This window comes from Cellvibrio sp. KY-GH-1 (genome assembly GCF_008806975.1).
GTDB lineage: Bacteria > Pseudomonadota > Gammaproteobacteria > Pseudomonadales > Cellvibrionaceae > Cellvibrio.
In genome coordinates this window covers 2,617,940-2,636,415 of sequence record NZ_CP031728.1, presented here as the reverse complement: position 1 = coordinate 2,636,415, position 18,476 = coordinate 2,617,940, and the positions used below count along the sequence as shown (strand labels likewise).

15 protein-coding genes are annotated in these 18,476 nt (G+C 49.2%); all 15 read left to right on the top strand.

Annotated features, from left to right (window positions below):
• The first annotated feature begins 882 nt into the window (after positions 1-882).
• Entirely contained in the window at positions 883-1,323 is a 441-nt protein-coding gene (mraZ, locus tag D0C16_RS11365; protein ID WP_151032496.1) for a division/cell wall cluster transcriptional repressor MraZ, read from the top strand.
• A gap of 8 nt (positions 1,324-1,331) precedes the next feature.
• Positions 1,332-2,261: a 16S rRNA (cytosine(1402)-N(4))-methyltransferase RsmH gene (gene rsmH, locus D0C16_RS11360; protein ID WP_151032495.1), complete on the top strand. Its 930-nt coding sequence runs from the start codon at positions 1,332-1,334 to the stop codon at positions 2,259-2,261.
• Positions 2,262-2,343: 82 nt separating this feature from the next.
• Positions 2,344-2,703, top strand: a complete 360-nt coding sequence (ftsL, locus tag D0C16_RS11355; RefSeq protein ID WP_151032494.1) for a cell division protein FtsL — start codon at positions 2,344-2,346, stop codon at positions 2,701-2,703.
• Positions 2,700-4,583 carry a penicillin-binding protein 2 gene (locus tag D0C16_RS11350; RefSeq protein ID WP_151032493.1) on the top strand — a complete coding sequence of 628 codons (1,884 nt, stop codon included), beginning with the start codon at positions 2,700-2,702 and terminating at the stop codon, positions 4,581-4,583. Before ftsL ends, D0C16_RS11350 begins: the two co-directional genes overlap by 4 nt.
• Positions 4,583-6,157, top strand: a complete 1,575-nt coding sequence (locus D0C16_RS11345) for a UDP-N-acetylmuramoyl-L-alanyl-D-glutamate--2,6-diaminopimelate ligase (protein WP_225318991.1) — start codon at positions 4,583-4,585, stop codon at positions 6,155-6,157. Before D0C16_RS11350 ends, D0C16_RS11345 begins: the two co-directional genes overlap by 1 nt.
• Entirely contained in the window at positions 6,154-7,542 is a 1,389-nt protein-coding gene (gene murF, locus D0C16_RS11340) for a UDP-N-acetylmuramoyl-tripeptide--D-alanyl-D-alanine ligase (protein WP_151032491.1), read from the top strand. Before D0C16_RS11345 ends, murF begins: the two co-directional genes overlap by 4 nt.
• Positions 7,542-8,624, top strand: a complete 1,083-nt coding sequence (gene mraY / locus D0C16_RS11335) for a phospho-N-acetylmuramoyl-pentapeptide-transferase (protein ID WP_151032490.1) — start codon at positions 7,542-7,544, stop codon at positions 8,622-8,624. The genes murF and mraY overlap by 1 nt, the downstream gene beginning before the upstream one ends.
• Before the next feature lie 46 nt (positions 8,625-8,670).
• A complete protein-coding gene (gene murD, locus D0C16_RS11330; protein ID WP_151034900.1) occupies positions 8,671-10,011 on the top strand; it encodes a UDP-N-acetylmuramoyl-L-alanine--D-glutamate ligase in 1,341 nt (446 codons plus the stop codon).
• Entirely contained in the window at positions 10,008-11,210 is a 1,203-nt protein-coding gene (ftsW, locus tag D0C16_RS11325; RefSeq protein WP_151032489.1) for a putative lipid II flippase FtsW, read from the top strand. Before murD ends, ftsW begins: the two co-directional genes overlap by 4 nt.
• Complete coding sequence (gene murG, locus D0C16_RS11320) at positions 11,207-12,307, top strand: undecaprenyldiphospho-muramoylpentapeptide beta-N-acetylglucosaminyltransferase (RefSeq protein ID WP_151032488.1); 1,101 nt, start codon at positions 11,207-11,209, stop codon at positions 12,305-12,307. Before ftsW ends, murG begins: the two co-directional genes overlap by 4 nt.
• A 40-nt stretch (positions 12,308-12,347) precedes the next feature.
• Positions 12,348-13,736 carry a UDP-N-acetylmuramate--L-alanine ligase gene (murC, locus tag D0C16_RS11315; RefSeq protein ID WP_225319037.1) on the top strand — a complete coding sequence of 463 codons (1,389 nt, stop codon included), beginning with the start codon at positions 12,348-12,350 and terminating at the stop codon, positions 13,734-13,736.
• A 29-nt stretch (positions 13,737-13,765) separates the two neighbouring features.
• Positions 13,766-14,737, top strand: a complete 972-nt coding sequence (locus D0C16_RS11310) for a D-alanine--D-alanine ligase (protein WP_151032486.1) — start codon at positions 13,766-13,768, stop codon at positions 14,735-14,737.
• A gap of 6 nt (positions 14,738-14,743) precedes the next feature.
• The gene (locus tag D0C16_RS11305) at positions 14,744-15,877 is read left to right on the top strand and encodes a cell division protein FtsQ/DivIB (protein ID WP_151032485.1); all 1,134 of its coding nucleotides are present in this window, start codon (positions 14,744-14,746) and stop codon (positions 15,875-15,877) included.
• 57 nt (positions 15,878-15,934) lie between these two features.
• Positions 15,935-17,179, top strand: a complete 1,245-nt coding sequence (gene ftsA / locus D0C16_RS11300) for a cell division protein FtsA (protein ID WP_151032484.1) — start codon at positions 15,935-15,937, stop codon at positions 17,177-17,179.
• Between the two features lie 119 nt (positions 17,180-17,298).
• Positions 17,299-18,468 (top strand): cell division protein FtsZ, encoded by a 1,170-nt coding sequence (ftsZ, locus tag D0C16_RS11295; protein ID WP_151032483.1) that lies wholly within the window; start codon positions 17,299-17,301, stop codon positions 18,466-18,468.
• Positions 18,469-18,476 lie beyond the last annotated feature (8 nt).

Sequence of the window (18,476 nt, the reverse complement as noted above, 5' to 3'; positions counted from 1 at the left end):
GGCGAACGCCCCGACCAAGAGATGTTCACCGTTTTTATCTAGATCACATTTCAACGCGCCCTCTGCTGATTGGCAGAGGGTTTTCGTGATCAGACATGATTCTTGCAAAACTGCGCTGCCTTTGCAATGCCATGTCAAATAAGAGGTTTTAAGCCATGTCTAGTAAGCATGAGTACACTTCCAAGTCGGTTGCTAGTAAAGCAGCAAAAATCTTGGCTAACCCTAAGTCAACATCCGCCCAGAAAAGTGTGGCGGGCAGTGCTTTGACTCAGGCGCGACCGAAGAAGAAGTAGTTAGTTTATGAAAGCGAAAAGGGGGTGCTAAGCCCCCTTTTTATTTGCTCTTTTGTTCAATGGATATTTTAAAAAAGCGGCGTAATGGGGGCGGGGTTGCTTATCTGTGCTTAGCGCTCCGTCTGAGGCGCACAGGGATTGCTACAGCTATTGCTACAAAACTCCCGCTAGGGTAGCCTGCACCCCTTGAAATATCGGTGCCCCTATCGGCTTACAGGCTGACTCCGATTTATTTTCTGTGGTGTGTTTGTGTTGTTTATTGTGGTTTCCGCGTTTTATCAAGGTCGATATAGACCGAATCCTTCTATAAATCCTGATTTTTCACTGCAAAATAATTTGAAACTTAATGTATTACATTAGGTTTGCATTCTATTGCTTTGATTTTGTTGTTTAAGTTGATTTTTGTGCTGCCTGAATCCTGCTGTTTCCCGTCTTGTTTGCCGATATTTCCTGATTTTTCCCGTGAAATCGCGCGTATTTTCGCGCCGCTTCCCTTGACTTTACTCACCCCCGACTTATAGTGAGCGTCGTGGGAAAAAGTGGGTAATTGTGGATTTTTGTGGAATTAAAACCCCTCAAGTGGTGAAAAGTGTTTACAGGTAGTCATTCCATCAGCATGGACCCAAAAGGTCGCATGGCCGTACCGGCGCGCATTCGCGATGCGCTGGTCGAGTCCAGTGCTGGCCGGATTTGGGTGACTGCCCACATGTATGAACGCTGTTTACTCATTTACTCCGAGCCTGAATGGGAGCCAGTTCTGGCCAAAGTTCAGGCACTACCTGCGGGCAACGAGCAGGTTCGCAAAATCCAGCGCCGGTTTATGGGCCAGGCAGTGAATCTGGAATTGGATGCGAATGGCCGTGTTCTTGTGCCCCCCACACTGCGCGACTTCGCGCATCTGGACAAAAAGCTGATGTTGGTTGGTTTGGGCAATAAGTTGGAACTGTGGAACGAAGACAGTTGGAATGCCCTGATGGACCAAGCTGCTGATGGCGATATGCCAGCCGAATTACAAAATCTTTCTTTCTAGGTAACCGTGTGACTGACTCACAACATATCACCGTGCTCTTGAACGAGGCGGTAGAGGCGCTGGTTACGGATACTTCCGGTTTTTACGTGGATGGCACTTTCGGGCGTGGTGGTCACAGCAGTTTGATTCTGCAAACGCTCGCAACGGGTGGCCAGTTACTGGGAATTGATAAAGACCTGGCCGCCATTGCGACTGCTAATTCCCGTTTCGGCAATGACAGTCGTTTTGCGATTGCGCACGGTTCCTTCGCTGAGCTTGCTAGTTTGGTCGCCGCTCGTGGCTTGATGGGAAAAGTGACGGGGGTATTGCTGGATCTGGGGGTGTCGTCCCCGCAACTGGATGAAGCGGAGCGCGGCTTTAGTTTTATGCAGGACGGTCCGCTCGATATGCGTATGGATCAAACCTGCGGCCAGAGTGCAGCGGACTGGGTAAACACTGCGAGTGAAGAAGATATCACCTGGGTATTAAAGGAATATGGTGAAGAGCGTTTCGCAAAACGTATGGCGCGCGCAATTGTCACCGAACGTCAAAAAAAGCCATTTACGCGCACCAAACATTTGGCAGAAGTGATTAAAGAGGCGAATCCTGCTTGGGAAAAAGGCAAGCATCCCGCAACACGTGCGTTTCAGGCAATTCGAATTCAAGTGAACAACGAGTTGGGCGATCTGGATTCAGTGTTGGAGCAAGCGCTTGAAGTATTGGCTCCTGGCGGTCGTTTGGTAGTGATCAGCTTCCATTCTCTGGAAGACAGGGAAGTTAAGCGATTTATTCGTCGCCAGGAGCAAGGCGATCCGGTTCCTAAAGGGCTGCCGATTCGCGATGACCAATTAAATAAACGTATGCGCTCGCTGGGCAAAGCGATTAAAGCGAGCGACGAAGAGGTGAGTATCAATGTTCGTTCGCGCAGTGCGGTCATGCGTGTAGCGGAAAAATTATAGATCCCGGTTTTCGTTAGACCATAAAGCAAAAAGAAATACCAAAAAAGTTCGACCTGAAACAACTGATAAACCCAGGGATTCCATGAACAGAAGCCATCCATCACAACAAAAACCGTTATCGCCCGGGGCGATAGCGGTTGTTGCGTTATTGTGGATAGCTGCTATCGCGTCGGCGTTCGCCGTTGTTGCCACTACGCAAGTGGTGCGTCGCGATGTAAATACCTTGGAAACCCTGCGCCGCGAAGCTGCGCAACTTCAGGTGCAATGGGGGCAGTATCTGCTCGAACAAAGCACTTGGGCTGCGTACAGTCGCGTAGAAAACGCAGCGATCTCTGAGCTCAATATGATGGCTCCAACTCCGGAAGATATTGTGATGATTTCCGGCAATAAAGTGGTGGGCGAAAAAGGCAAGGCAATCGCGCCCGCGGCGGGTGGTCAATGAAGCGCACACCTGATCAGTCACCGCGTGCCGACGTGATTCGCCCGCAGCGTAACTCAGCATTTGAGCCGCGTACTGCACGCCCCGCGCCACAACCCAATCGCAAGCCGCTTAAAGTAGCGCAATGGCGTTTTTATGGTGTGGGTGCCGTATTGGTGGTTTTGGTTGTTGTGTTGATCGGTCACGTTGCTAGCTTGCAAGTGTTGCCAAATGCCGACAAGGGTTTCGAATTCTTACAAGATCAAGGTGAGTCGCGCACTCTGCGGACTGAAACCATCCCCGCTTATCGCGGTGTAATTACTGATCGCAATGGCGACCCACTCGCGGTAAGTACGCCGGTTTCTACGCTCTGGGCTAATCCGAAAGTTCTGTTGCAAGCTCCGCATCGCTGGGCGGAATTGGCGCAAGCGCTCAACGTAAACAAAGCGGAATTGGAAGCGCGTCTCGCGCGTTATGGCACAAAAGAATTTATGTACTTGCAGCGGCAAATGTCTCCGGATGCGGCGCAAGCAGTTCTCGCGTTGGATATTCCGGGTGTTTACGAGCAAGTTGAATATCATCGCTATTATCCAGCGGGCGAGGTGGCCGCGCATTTGGTGGGCATGACCGATGTGGATGATCGTGGTCAGGAAGGCATGGAGCTGGCTTACGATGCATGGCTCACCGGTGAGAACGGCGCAAAAGAAGTTTTAAAAGATTTGCGTGGGCGCACAGTGAAAGAGTTGCGTCTGGTAAAAGCCGCGCGGCCGGGGCAAAACCTTACGCTCAGTATCGATTTACGTTTGCAGTATCTCGCCCATCGCGAATTGAAAAAAGCGGTTGAAGAGAGTGGAGCCGTTGCCGGCTCCATTGCCATTTTGGACGTGCTTACCGGAGAAGTGTTGGCGATTTCCAATTTGCCGTCTTACAACCCTAATGATCGCGCGCGCGCGCGCGGAGTTGGATTGCGCAATCGCGTGATTACTGATTTGTATGAGCCTGGCTCAACGGTTAAGCCTTGGGTAATTCTTGCCGCGCTCGAAAGCGGAAAATTTAAACCGGAAGATATTATCGATACCAATCCCGGTTATTTCATGGTGGGCAGCAAGCCTATTAAAGATCACCGCAATTATGGTGCAATGGATTTGGCGATGGCGATTGCCAAATCGTCCAATATTGCCATGACCAAAATTTCTTTTGCTCTGGAAACCAATACCGTGCGCGATATGTTTGCGCGTCTCGGCGGTGGCCAACCTGTGGGAACCGGGTTTCCCGGTGAGGGTACTGGCAATATTCCAATTCTAAAACCCCTGCAAAAAATTGAACGCGCCAACATTTCTTACGGCTATGCAATGACCATGACGCCGCTGCAGGTGTTGCAAGCTTACGGCGTAATTGCATCGGGTGGCATCAAGCGGCCTGTCTCTTTGTTGCGCGTAGATACCCCGCCGGAAGGTCAGCGCATTGTTGAAGAAAAATATACCGAACAAGTGAAGGAAATGTTGAAGCGCGTAGTGACCGCAGAAGGTACGGGCTCGCGCGCAAAAGCAATTTCCTATTCGGTGGCGGGCAAAACCGGTACCGCATACAAAGCGGTAAATGGTCGCTACTCCAATTTGCAAATGTCGTCGTTTATCGGCATGGCGCCGGTAGATAAGCCACGTATTGTGGCAATGGTTATTATCGATGAGCCGAAAGGTGCGGGCATCACTGCTAACGGTGGTTATGTGGCTGCACCCGCTTTCTCCAAAGTGGCGGAAGATGCGCTGCGTATGTTGCAAGTTACGCCGGATAATATTGGTAAGCCTGAAGAGGCTGCTCCTGTAGTTGCTGATCCCACTGAAATTGCTCCCGCCAAACCGGCGGTTACCCAGGCAGCAAATAATGGGAGGTCAGACACATAATGACTCTCTCCCAACATTTTGTTGCGTTAAAAGATTTACTGCCTGAGCTGGATATGGGCGGCGCGGCGAATATTGCTGTGTGTAATCTTTGTTTGGATTCTCGCCAAATAAAAACGGGCGATGTTTTTATTGCGCTGGTTGGCATTAAAGTTGATGGGCGTGATTTTATTGCCAAAGCTATCGAATTGGATGTGACGGCAATTTTTGTTGAAGCTGATAAAAATTGGCAGGGCATTGACTGGCTTGGCAAAGTGCCAGTTATTGCTGTGGAAAATCTATCGGAAAAAGTCAGTGAAATCGCCGGGCGCTTTTTTGCGGAACCGAGTAAGAAAATTCCATTAATCGGCATCACTGGCACCAATGGTAAAACCACCTGCAGTTTGTTGGCGGCGCAACTCATGGCAGGGTTGCAGCAAAAATCCGGTGTCGTGGGGACTATCGGTTACGGCCTGGTGGATGCAAAATCCATTGCACCTGTGTCCCAGCAACTGGGTTTGCTTACGTCTACCGGTTTAACAACACCGGATCCAATTGCGTTGCAGAGGATTCTCGCAGAGTTGGTTAATGCCGGTGCCAGTTCAATTGCGATTGAAGTTTCTTCCCACAGCTTGCAGCAAAAACGTGTTGCCGGTTTGCAATTCTCTCACGCCATTTTTACAAATCTCACTCAGGATCATCTGGATTACCACGGCGACTTGATCAGCTACGGCAATGCCAAGGCACAACTCCTACGCGCTAGTGGGCTCAAAACTGCCGTTATCAATGCTGATGATGAGTGGGGAAAAAGCCTCGCCGCTAAAGCACCTGCGGGTGTAAAAGTGATTAGTTATTCTACGCGTGGGCAAGCGGATGTTTATGCGCAGAATATTCAATTGCATGCGGCGGGTACTCGCGCACGCATAATTTCTCCCTGGGGAGAGGCAGATATTAATTCACCACTGCTTGGCGAATTTAATATGGGTAATTTGCTGGCTGTTATCGCCTGCGTGTGTGATCAAGGTTATTTGCTCCATCAAGTGTTGCCATTAATTGAAAAGCTGGAAGCAGCTCCCGGGCGTATGCAATTGGTCACTGTAGATCAGGCTGCCCAGGAAATTCAGGTGATTGTGGATTATGCCCACACACCGGATGCATTGGAAAACACGCTGAATGCAATACATCAGCATAAGCCCGGACGTGTCTGGACGGTGTTTGGCTGCGGTGGTGATCGCGACAAATCCAAGCGACCACAAATGGGCAAAATTGCCGAGCGTTTAAGTGATTGCGTCATTGTGACTAACGACAATCCGCGCACGGAAGAGCCTTCTGGAATTGCCGCTGAAATATTGCGTGGCATGAATCATCCCAGCGGCTGTCTGGTGATTGCTGATCGTGCCCAGGCGATCGACTTTGCTATCCAACAAGCCAAGCCGGGCGACATAGTATTAATTGCGGGTAAAGGTCATGAGGATTATCAAATCTTCGCGACCCAAACTTTACCCTTTAGCGATAGCAAACACGCGCGTATTTCTTTACAGCGTCGCATCGCCAAACGTGAAAATCAAATTGAAGATTCGAAAGGGGCTCAATCATGATCAAGCCTCTTACATTAAAGTGGGTTGAAGAGTTTATTCGGGCGCAGTCGTTGACGCGTCCGCTCAGTGTGCAGCGCTATGGTGATGCCGAGTTTAGTGCGGTGAATTCAGATACGCGCAGTCTCGTCGCGGGTGAGTTGTTTGTGGCGATTCGTGGTGAGTTTTTTGATCCGCACCATTTTATTGAGCAAGCCGTCGCTAAAAATCCCTGTGCGTTAATTGTTGAAGAATATTTTCCGAATGTTGCTTTGCCGCAATTGGTGGTAAGCGATTCCATTTTGGCGTTGGGTCAAATTGCCGCGCTGAATCGCAGCCTATTTGGCGGCAAGGTAATCGGTATTACCGGTAGTAGCGGCAAGACCACGGTGAAAACCATGGTCGCTAGTATTCTCGCCGAGTGTGGAAAAACCTACGCGACGAAAGGCAATCTAAATAACCACATTGGTGTTCCGGTCACATTACTACAGCTGACTTCCGAGCATAAATTTGCAGTTGTTGAAATGGGAGCAAGCGGCCCCGGAGAAATTGGTTACTTGTGCGCACTTGCCACGCCGCACGTCACTATGATTAACAATGTAATGCCGGCGCATATTGAAGGCTTTGGTTCAATTGAGGGCGTTACCAAAGCAAAAGGCGAAATTTATGCCGCACTTGCAGCGAATGGAACGGCGATTGTTAATCTTGATGATCAATTTGCTCCCTCTTGGTTAGCGCAATTGCAACATCATCGGGTTTTGTCAGTAGGTCTGCATAATTCCAATGCGAATGTTACGGCGCAAAATATTGTGTTAAACGATGCGGATTTGTCGTTTGATCTAATTGCAGACGGTCAAACTGCCGAAATTTTTCTCGCTGCCGAAGGTGAGCATAGTGTGCGCAATGCACTTATGGCGGCCGCGTGTGCATTGGCAGTCGGTGCCAATTTAGCGCAAATCAAAACTGGTCTTGCGAATTTCGCGCCGGTTGCCGGGCGTATGAGTAAACACATTGGTGTTAACCAAGTGCAAATTATTGATGACAGCTATAACGCTAACCCCGGCTCCGTGCGCGCGGCGATTGATGTATTGGCGCAAAAAAAGTGCGGGGTTTTGGTGTTAGGTGATCTTGCCGAGCTGGGGCCCGATGCGGCGCGCTTGCACGGAGACTTGGGTGACTACGCGCGCAACAAACAATTACCACACATCTTTACGCTGGGAAATTTGAGTCAAAACGCCAGTCAACATTTTGGTGTGGACGCGCTGCATTTCACCGAGCGCGCCGCATTAGTTGCTCATTTAAAACAAATTGCCAAGGCAGACATGACCTTACTAATTAAAGGTTCGCGCAGTTCCAAGATGGATCTGGTGGTGCGCGAACTTTGCGACTCTGCAGGAGATACACACTAATGCTGTATTGGTTGTCAGAATATCTACAAGAATACCTGCGCAGCTTTGCGGTGTTTCAATATCTCACTGTGCGCGCGATTTTAGGCGTGCTCACGGCTTTAGGGTTCTCGCTGTTACTTGGCCCCTGGTTTATTCGTCGCTTAACGGAGTTGCGCATCGGTCAAGCGGTGCGCACCGATGGCCCGCAAACCCATCTCGCGAAATCGGGTACACCCACTATGGGTGGCGCATTAATTTTGTCAGCGATTTTTGTGAGTACTTTATTGTGGGCCAACTTATCCAATCGCTATGTGTGGGTAGTATTAATTGTGACTGCTGTATTCGGTGCGGTTGGTTGGGTGGATGACTATCGCAAAGTAGCAAAGCGCGACCCGAAAGGTTTGCCGGCACGGTGGAAATACTTTTGGCAATCCGTTGCGGGTTTAGGTGCGGCGATTTTCTTATACGTGACCGCGCAAAACCCGGCAGAGACGCAATTATTTATTCCTTTCTTTAAAAATGTCGCGTTGAACATGGGGCTGTTCTACATCGTGTTTACGTATTTTGTGATTGTGGGTACCAGTAACGCCGTGAATTTAACCGATGGCTTGGATGGCTTGGCCATTATGCCAAGCGTTATGGTTGCTGGTGCTCTGGCGGTAATTGCCTACCTCGCGGGCAACTCACAATTCTCTGATTATTTAAATATTGCCTACATTCCCGGTGCGGGCGAGTTGGTTGTATTTTGCTGTGCATTGGTAGGCGCTGGTCTTGGCTTTTTATGGTTCAATACTTATCCCGCCCAAGTATTCATGGGGGATGTCGGTGCGTTAGCTCTCGGTGCAGCGCTTGGGTTAATTGCGGTAATAGTCCGTCATGAATTTGTACTGTTCATTATGGGTGGAATTTTCGTATTGGAAACTGTGTCGGTAATTTTGCAGGTGGCCTCGTTCAAATTAACGGGTCGTCGCATTTTTCGTATGGCCCCCATTCATCATCACTTTGAATTAAAAGGTTGGCCGGAGCCGCGCGTGATTGTGCGCTTCTGGATTATCACCCTGATTTTGGTATTGATTGGTCTTGCGACATTAAAGTTGCGTTAATCGTCAGCTATTTATCACTTGGAAAGAGAGCGTATTTGTGTCACAGATGATTGCCACCAGTAAAGTAAAAGCCGTAATCGGCACCGGTATTACCGGTTTGTCGGTTGCGCGCTTTTTGGCGGCGCAACAACAAGCGTTTGTGTTGCTGGATACTCGCACTACGCCGCCGAATCTGGACAAGGTAAAGCAGGAATTTCCAGGTATTACTATTGAATGCGGCGAATTAAATCTGCACACCCTGTTAGCTTGCGATGAAATTATTGTTAGCCCCGGTGTGGCGGTGGCGACTCCAGCTATTGAGCAAGCAAAGCAAACGGGTATTCCGGTTGTGGGTGATATTGAGTTATTTGTGCGTTATGCAAAAGCACCGATTGTGGCAATTACCGGCTCCAATGCAAAGAGCACTGTGACGACCTTGGTTGGGGAGATGGCCAAGACGGCGGGTATCAACGTTGCAGTGGGCGGTAATCTGGGAACTCCGGCGCTGGAATTGCTGGATAACGCGGTTGAGCTGTATGTAATGGAGCTATCCAGTTTTCAGTTGGAAACGGTCACCAAGCTCAATGCAAAAGTTGCCACTATTTTAAACATCAGTGCTGATCATCTGGATCGTTACGACAATATGCGCGCTTATATTCTCGCCAAGTTGCGGGTGTATTTCGGTGCAGAGCATATTGTTGTTAATCGCAAGGACGTATTAACCCATCCGCCCTTTGCTGCAGGTGTTAAGCCTGTTTATTTTGGCGGTAATGCAGATTTCGGCAGCTTTGGATTAATCGAGGAAAATGGCGAAGAGTATCTCGCAAAGAATCTTACCCCATTGATGCCCGCGCGCGACTTAACAATTCGCGGGCGCCACAATGTGGACAACGCATTGGCAGCCTTGGCGCTGGGTGATGCCGCAGGAATTCCAATGGATGCGATGCTCACCGCACTCAAAAATTTTAAGGGTTTGAAGCATCGCTGCGAATTTGTTTCGGTTAAAAAGGGTGTTGAATTTTATAACGACTCCAAAGGCACCAATATCGGTTCCACGCTGGCCGCTGTGCAGGGTTTGGCGCGCGACCCGCAGCAATTAATTGTAATTCTCGGCGGTGAAGGCAAGGGGCAGGATTTCACTGAATTGGCGCCGGCGTTAAAAGCAATTAATAGTCAGGTGGTGTTGATTGGTCGTGATGCACCCATTATCGAACACGCGGTGGAAAATGTTACACGTGTGACTCACGCCACCAGCATGCAGGATGCTGTTAACAAAGCGTTTAACCTCGCAAATAGTGGTGATGCTGTATTGCTATCACCGGCCTGCGCCAGTTTTGACATGTTTAAAAATTACGAAGATCGCGGTGAAAAATTCTGTGCTGCAGTGCAGGAGTTAAACGCATCATGATCAAAGCTGCCACCACTCCATTTAATCAATTGCCGTTAAGCGCCCGTATCGATTGGCCATTATTGAGCCTGTGGTTTGCGCTTATGTCGATTGGATTAATTATGGTGGCGTCTGCATCAGTTTCTTTTGCCGCACTTACCTATGACGATGCATGGTATTTCGCGAAGCGTCACGCGATATATATGTTGATGGGAATGGTGCTCGCATTATTTGTTGTCTCTGTGCCTATGAGTGTATGGCAACGTTATTCTGGCCACTTTTTGTTGATCACATTATTTTTGCTGGTAGTGGTCTTAATTCCCGGTATTGGTAAAAAAGTCAATGGTAGCCAGCGTTGGTTCAGCTTGGGTGTGATATCTATCCAAGTATCGGAAATCGCCAAGTTTTGTGCGGTAGTTTTTTTTGCCAGCTTTTTTGCGCGTCGGTATCAGGAATTGCATTTTGGGTGGCAGGGCTTTTTAAAACCATTGTTGGTAGTCGGTGTGTTTGTCGGATTGCTACTGCTTGAGCCAGACTTTGGTAGCTCTGTTGTATTGAGCGCAACTGTATTTGCCATGATGTTTATCGCCGGTGTGCGCATGCTGCACTTCTTCTTGTTAATTGTAATTGGTGTCGGTGGTTTGGCTTCCGTTGCAATTTTGTCCCCTTATCGTATGCAGCGGTTGATCACTTTTCTAGATCCTTGGGCGGATCAGTTCAATACCGGTTACCAGTTGACACAATCATTGATTGGTTTTGGGCGCGGCGAGTGGTTTGGTTTGGGGCTAGGCAATAGTTTGCAAAAACTGTTCTTTTTACCAGAGGCGCACACCGACTTTATTTTCGCAATCATTGCCGAAGAGTTTGGTTTGGTCGGTGCGGTCGTCTTGGTGGGTTTGTTTGCAGCGCTGATTTTACGAATTTTTAAACTCGCGAAGCAGAATCTGGCGGCCGGAAAAATGTTTGCAGCGTTGGCGACCTTCGGTATCGCCATACTTTTTTCGTTCCAGGTGTTTATCAATATGGGTGTGTCTTCCGGGCTTCTACCCACTAAAGGTTTGACCCTGCCATTTATCAGTTATGGTGGGAGTAGTTTATTGATGTGTTGCGTGTTAATGGCTTTTGTAATGCGCGTGCAATGGGAATTGGCAATTTATGTTCCTGAAGTGCCTGAAGCAACCAAGGTAACACGTACACGTTTAGTGGAGGCGGCAGCATGAGCAAGTCTCTCACTGTATTAGTAATGGCCGGTGGTACCGGCGGACACGTATTTCCAGCACTGGCTGTTGCGGAAGAATTGCGCGCACGTGGCCATAGCATTCATTGGTTGGGCACTGCACGCGGAATTGAAATGCGCTTGGTGCCGGCAGCCAATATTCCACTGCATTTAATTAAAGTGGAAGGCGTGCGTGGGCGCGGTGTTACGGGTTTGTTTAAAGCCCCTTTCTTAATTAGCTACGCCTTGGGGCAGGCAATTCGGTTAATGCGTAAAGTGAATCCGGATGTCGTTATAGGATTTGGCGGTTTCGCGTCTGGCCCCGGTGGCATGGCTGCAAAAATATTAAGCAAGCCGCTGATCATTCACGAGCAAAATGCGGTAGCCGGAACGACTAATCGGTTGTTGGCGAAAGTGGCGACCCGAGTCTTGGCCGCGTTTCCTGATGCATTTAGCTCGGTGCCGGAAAAGTCGGTTCAGGTCGTTGGTAATCCGGTGCGTAACAACATTCATGGTTTGGTTGATGTCACCACTCGCTATAACGTGCGAGCTGAAAAAAATTCACCGCCGCAATTATTAATTTTGGGTGGAAGCTTGGGCGCTAAAGCGATTAATGAATTAGTGCCTGAAGCGCTGGCGCAATTGCCACGTGAGTCGCGTCCACTGGTTTGGCATCAAGCAGGAAAAAATCATTCAGATACGACAACTGCGCTGTACATGCAGCATCAGGTAAATGCCAAGGTGGATGCATTTGTTGAGGATATGGCGGCCGCCTATGCCTGGGCAGATTTAGTGATTTGCCGCGCGGGCGCGCTCACGGTTTCTGAATTAACAGCGGCAGGTGTTGCAGCGATGTTAATTCCATTGCCCAGTGCAATTGATGATCACCAGACCTATAACGCCATGCACTTAAGCAGTGTGGGCGCAGGAATTTCGCTGGTGCAAAAAGAATTGACGGCTGCGAAATTGGCGGCTTTGTTATCAACTGAATTAGCTGATCGCCAACATTTATTGTCGATGGCGGAAAAAGCACAGCAATTGGCTATGCCCTATGCGGCCGCGCAGGTTGCTGACATTTGTGAGGAGGTTACCCGTGGATAATTCTGCGCAGAAATCCATCGGCCAGTTTTGCGTACCGGAAATGCGCCGCATCCGTCGCATTCATTTTATTGGTATTGGTGGTGCCGGCATGAGCGGTATCGCTGAGGTGTTATTGAATCAGGGTTATGAGATTTCCGGTTCGGATATCAAAGCATCCAGTGTGACTGAGCGTTTAAAAAATAAAGGCGCGCAGATTTTTATTGGCCACGCTGCTGAAAATGTTTACGGTTCGGATGTGGTTGTTAATTCCAGTGCGGTTAATACGCAAAACCCGGAAATGTTGGGTGCGCGAGAAATGCGTATCCCGATTGTGCGTCGCGCTGAAATGCTCGGTGAGTTAATGCGTTATCGTCACGGTATTGCTGTGGCTGGTACCCACGGTAAAACCACAACAACCAGCTTGCTTGCATCTATTCTTGCCGCTGCCAACCTTGATCCTACTTTTGTTATTGGTGGTTTGGTAAATAGCACAGGTACCAATGCGCAATTGGGTGCGAGCCGTTATTTGGTGGCAGAAGCGGATGAAAGTGATGCATCTTTTTTACACCTGCAGCCGATGGTGGCGATTGTTACCAATATCGACGCCGACCATATGGAAACCTATGGTGGTGATTTTTCCAAACTGAAAAAAACCTTTATCGAGTTTCTTCACAATTTGCCCTTTTATGGGTTGGCGGTGCTGTGCGGTGAAGATCCTGTGATTCGCGATATTATTCCTGAAATCGCCCGGCCAATTTTAACTTACGGTTTTGGTGATCATTGCGATTTCCGTGCGATCAATATCAAGCAGGACAAAATGCACTCCGAGTTTGATGTAGTTCGCCCCGGCTTCGATAAACCCTTGCATGTTCGCATCAACATTCCTGGTATCCACAATGTGCTTAATGCAACGGCGGTGATTGCTGTTGCAACGGATGAAGGCATTAGCGACGTCGCTATTCAGCATGGCCTGGAAAACTTCCAGGGGGTGGGGCGTCGCTTCCAGGTGTATGGCAATTTCCCGATTGACTCGGGCGATGCGATGTTGGTCGATGATTACGGCCATCACCCGCGTGAAGTTGCCGCGGTTATTAAAGCCGTGCGCGATGGTTGGCCGGATCGTCGTTTGGTCATGATTTACCAACCGCACAGATACACACGCACACGCGATCTTTATGAAGATTTTGTCGAAGTGTTGTCAACGGTCGACGCATTGGTATTGTTGGAAGTGTATAGCGCAGGTGAAGATGCGATTCCGGGTGCAGATAGTCGTCATTTATGTCGCAGTATTCGTGCGCGGGGCGTGATCGAACCCATTTTTGTGGAAACCGTTGATGGTGTTCCTGCCATTATCAAAGATTTAGTGCGTGCGGGTGACATAGTCATCACTCAGGGCGCCGGCAATGTCGGTGTGCTTTCACCGGAATTAGCGAAACGACAATTGCGTTAGCAGTGAATTGGCTGCGATAGAGGTTAGCGATGCAAGCAGTAAAACTGCCGGTTGATCCGGTACTGAAACAACAAATCGGTCGAGTCGGTGTGCTCTACGGCGGGCTGTCTTCCGAGCGCGAGGTTTCCTTGCAAAGTGGTGCAGCGGTGATTGCTGCATTGCAAGAGGCAGGTATCGACCATGTTGCGATAGACGTAAGCGAAAATATTATCGCCGATATTCAGGCAGCAAAGATTGATCGGGCATTTTTGATATTGCATGGCCCCGGTGGAGAGGATGGTCGAATCCAAGCATTGCTGGAGTTTTTAAATATTCCATATACCGGTAGTGACGTGCAGTCCTCTGCATTGGCGATGGACAAGTTGCGCACCAAATATTTGTGGACCGGTTTGAGTGCGAATAGCTCGTTCAAATTGCCAACACCGGAATTTGCGGTACTTGTGCGTGATTCCGATTTCGTCGCTGTGCTGGCAAAGCTGGGCGGTGAAGCCATGGTGAAACCGGCTAACGAGGGCTCAAGTATTGGGATGTCGCGTGTGAAAACCGCTACTGAGCTGGAAGCAGCGTTCAACATGGCTGCAAAATATCAGGGCAGTGTGCTGGTCGAGCGCTTGATTGTCGGCGCGGAATACACAGTTGCGATTCTGGATGGCGAGGCGCTACCACCAATCAAACTGGAGACTCATCACAGTTTTTACGATTACGACGCAAAATATATTGCTGAAGATACGCGCTATTTGTGTCCTTGCGGTCTATCGGTAGAAAAAGAAGCAGAGTTAAAACAACTTGCACTTAATGCATTTAATGCGCTGGGTTGTCGTGGCTGGGGGCGCGTTGATGTTATGGCTGACGCGCAGCAAAATTTCTATTTGCTGGAAGTTAATACGGCGCCGGGCATGACTAGCCACAGTCTGGTGCCTATGGCTGCAAAAGCGGTGAATCTTACTTTTGCTGAGTTGGTGCTGACTGTGTTGCGCGCCAGCCTCAAGGTAGCTGCGTAATTTGCCATGCGCGATTTCAAACCGGGCGAGCGTATTGAACCAAGGATTGGTGCGGATCCATTAATGGATGAAAACCCGCGGCAATCGCGTCGTCGCGCAGCGGCTACACGCGATGATGTTCGCGCTTCGGTGAGCGAGCGGAATGAAAAAAATGAGCAACCAGAAGCGCATGTGGTTAAAGATGTTTTGCTGGAAAGTCCATCACCACGCTATGGCGCAGGTGATATGCCAGTCGCGCGAACGGAATCCGCTACGCGTAGGGAGCGCGGTTATACAAAAGCATCTCCACAAGGACGAAAAAGCCGGGGCGCTGATGCAGCCGCAGGGCGAAAAGGATTGAAGCCTGCATTTACCTGGAATTTTTCCTGGTTAAATCGTCGTTTTGCGGCGGGTGTGATGGTTGTTGCTTTAGGGGCTGCTGTGTATTGGGCGAGCGGCCCAATTGCGAAAGTATTCGAGCGTCCAATTAAAAGTGTCGTGGTCGAAGGTGAGTTCCATCTCATTTCCAAGCAGCGCGCAACAGAGTTAATTGGAGGCGAAATTGACGGCGATTTTTTGCAGCTGGATTTGATGCGGTTAAAACAGGCGCTGTTGAGTGACCCATGGGTGGAAAAAGTGATGCTGAATCGTCGCTGGCCTGACACTCTGGTAGTGAAAATTATCGAACAAAAGCCGATTGCTCGTTGGGGCGATGGTTTCTTAAATCAGCGCGGGGAAATTGTTCGTGTTGACGATGCTGGCCCACTTTCGGGTTTGCCTTGGTTACAGGGAAATGAATCTGATGCGATTGAAATTTTGCAGCAATATCAGGATTTATCCCAACTTTTGCGCTCGCGAGGATTGGATGTGCTCGCATTAAAGTGTGATAACAAAAAATCCTGGCGATTAACGGTAAAAAATCACGTAGAAATTGCAATTGGACGCGATCAAGTGATGGAAAAAATTCGTAGATTTGTTACTGTATATGATGCGCACTTAAGCAGTGTTTGGACGGATGTAAAAGCGATAGATGTAAGGTATACCAACGGTGTCGCAGTGCGTTGGGTTGCTGATTCAGCGATGGCAAAAAAATACATAAAAAGCCCATTGCAGGTTGGTGTTCCCGCTCCGGCAGCATCTGTTAATTCACAAGTTCATTAAGTTTAAAAAACGCCAGTTGCATGGAAATTGGCTGACAACTGGTAAATGAGGTTTTGCATGGCAAACGCTAGTGACAACAAAATGATTGTAGGCCTGGATATAGGCACATCCAAGGTTGTGGCTATCGTTGGTGCTATTACTCCTGAAGGTCAATTGGAAATAGTCGGCATTGGTTCTCACCGTTCCAATGGTTTGAAAAAAGGGGTGGTGGTAAATATTGAATCGACGGTATTGTCAATTCAACGCGCGATCGAAGAAGCGGAATTGATGGCAGGCTGCCAGATTCATTCGGTGTATGCGGGGATTGCTGGTAGCCATATTCGCAGTTTGAACTCCCACGGTATTGTGGCAATTCGTGATCGCGAAGTATTTCCGCAAGATCTAGAGCGTGTTATTGATGCTGCCCAGGCGGTGGCGATTCCGGCAGACCAGAAAATCCTGCACATTTTGCCGCAGGAATTTCTGATTGATGACCAGGACGGGGTAAAAGAACCATTAGGAATGTCCGGTGTACGCTTGGAGGCCAAGGTGCATTTGGTGACCTGCGCGGTCAATGCGGCACAAAATATTGAAAAGTGTATTCGTCGTTGCGGTTTGGAAGTGGAAGACATCATTCTCGAGCAACTCGCTTCCAGCTACTCGGTGCTGACTGACGATGAAAAAGAATTAGGCGTGTGTGTTGTCGATATCGGTGGCGGCACGACAGATATTGCAATCTTTAAAGATGGCGCTATTAGACATACCGGTGTCATTCCCATTGCTGGTGATCAAGTAACTAACGATATCGCCATGGCATTGCGTACCCCAACACCGAATGCTGAAGAAATAAAAATCAAATATGCCTGTGCGCTGGCAAAGCTGACCAGTCCGGATGAAACCATCAAAGTACCTAGTGTGGGTGATCGTCAGCCGCGCGATTTATCACGTCAGGCGTTAGCGGAAGTCGTTGAGCCGCGTTACGACGAATTATTTACTCTGGTGCAGGCCGAATTACGTCGTAGTGGTTATGAAGATTTGATAGCTGCCGGCATAGTACTGACCGGTGGAACCTCCAAAATGGAAGGCGTTATTGAACTGGCGGAGGAGATTTTCCATATGCCGGTGCGCTTAGGTGCTCCGCAAAATATTCGCGGGTTGTCAGACATAGTGAACAACCCGATTTATTCGACGGGTGTTGGTTTACTGATTTATGCCATGAAGCAGCAACATGGCGGCGGCGGAGGTCGTGCAGCAACTGGCACCAAAGAGTCGCAGGGGTCTATTTTTAGTAAAATTAAAAAGATGTTTCAGAGCAACTTCTAATGATGCGCGAGCATTCTTGGGAAAATAAATTTTCGCAAATTGTTCTTTATAAGTAGTAGTGCCAGAGAGCAATTTGTTTCGATCGCAGGTTGAATCAAAGGAAACAAAGGGGTGTGGCCATGTTTGAACTCGTTGATAGCGTTCATCAAAACGCGGTAATTAAAGTGATTGGTGTGGGCGGCGGCGGCGGTAACGCGGTCAAACACATGATTGCCAGCAAAATCGAAGGCGTTGAATTTATTTGCGCCAACACCGATTCGCAGGCGTTGAAAGATATTGATGCTCGTACCGTATTGCAACTGGGCAACTCCATGACTAAAGGTCTGGGTGCCGGTGCAAATCCGGAAGTGGGTCGTCAGGCAGCGATGGAAGATCGTGAGCGTATCGCTGAAGTGTTGCGCGGTGCGGATATGGTATTTATCGCGGCCGGTATGGGCGGTGGTACAGGTACTGGTGCAGCACCGGTTGTGGCTGAAGTTGCGCGCGATTTGGGAATTCTCACTGTGGCCGTCGTAACCAAGCCATTTCCATTTGAAGGTCGCAAGCGCATGACCATTGCGGAAGCGGGCATCAAAGAATTGGGTGAGCGCGTAGATTCGCTGATTACAATTCCTAATGAAAAACTATTGTCGGTGCTGGGAAAATCCACCAGTTTACTGGATGCATTTAAAGCAGCGAACAACGTATTACTCGGTGCTGTGCAAGGTATTGCGGACCTGATTATTCGTCCGGGTATGATCAACGTGGACTTCGCAGACGTTCGCACGGTAATGTCTGAAATGGGTATGGCAATGATGGGTACCGGTAAATCTACCGGTGAAAATCGTGCGCGTGAAGCGGCTGAAGCTGCAATTCGCAGCCCATTGCTGGAAGATGTCAACCTGCAAGGCGCGCGCGGTATCCTGGTTAACATCACTGCCGGTATCGATTTATCCCTGGGTGAATACTCCGAAGTGGGTAGCATTATTGAAGAATTTGCGTCAGGTGATGCGACTGTGGTGGTTGGTACGGTAATCGACCCTGAACTGACTAACGAGTTGCGCGTAACTGTCGTCGCGACTGGTTTGGGCGTTGTCGCCAAAGCGGCCGCTCCGGTTAAGGACGCCAAACCGGCGCCGACTAAAGTTATCGATAATACCCGTCGCTCTGTTGATTACGCAGTAGAGCGTCCAGCGCAGTTGCGTGCCAACACTAGCGCGGCGAGTGCCGCTGCTCTGGCAGCTCCCCTGGGTGAAAAAGAATTGGAATATCTAGATATTCCTGCCTTCTTGCGTCGTCAGGCAGATTAATCTGTCTG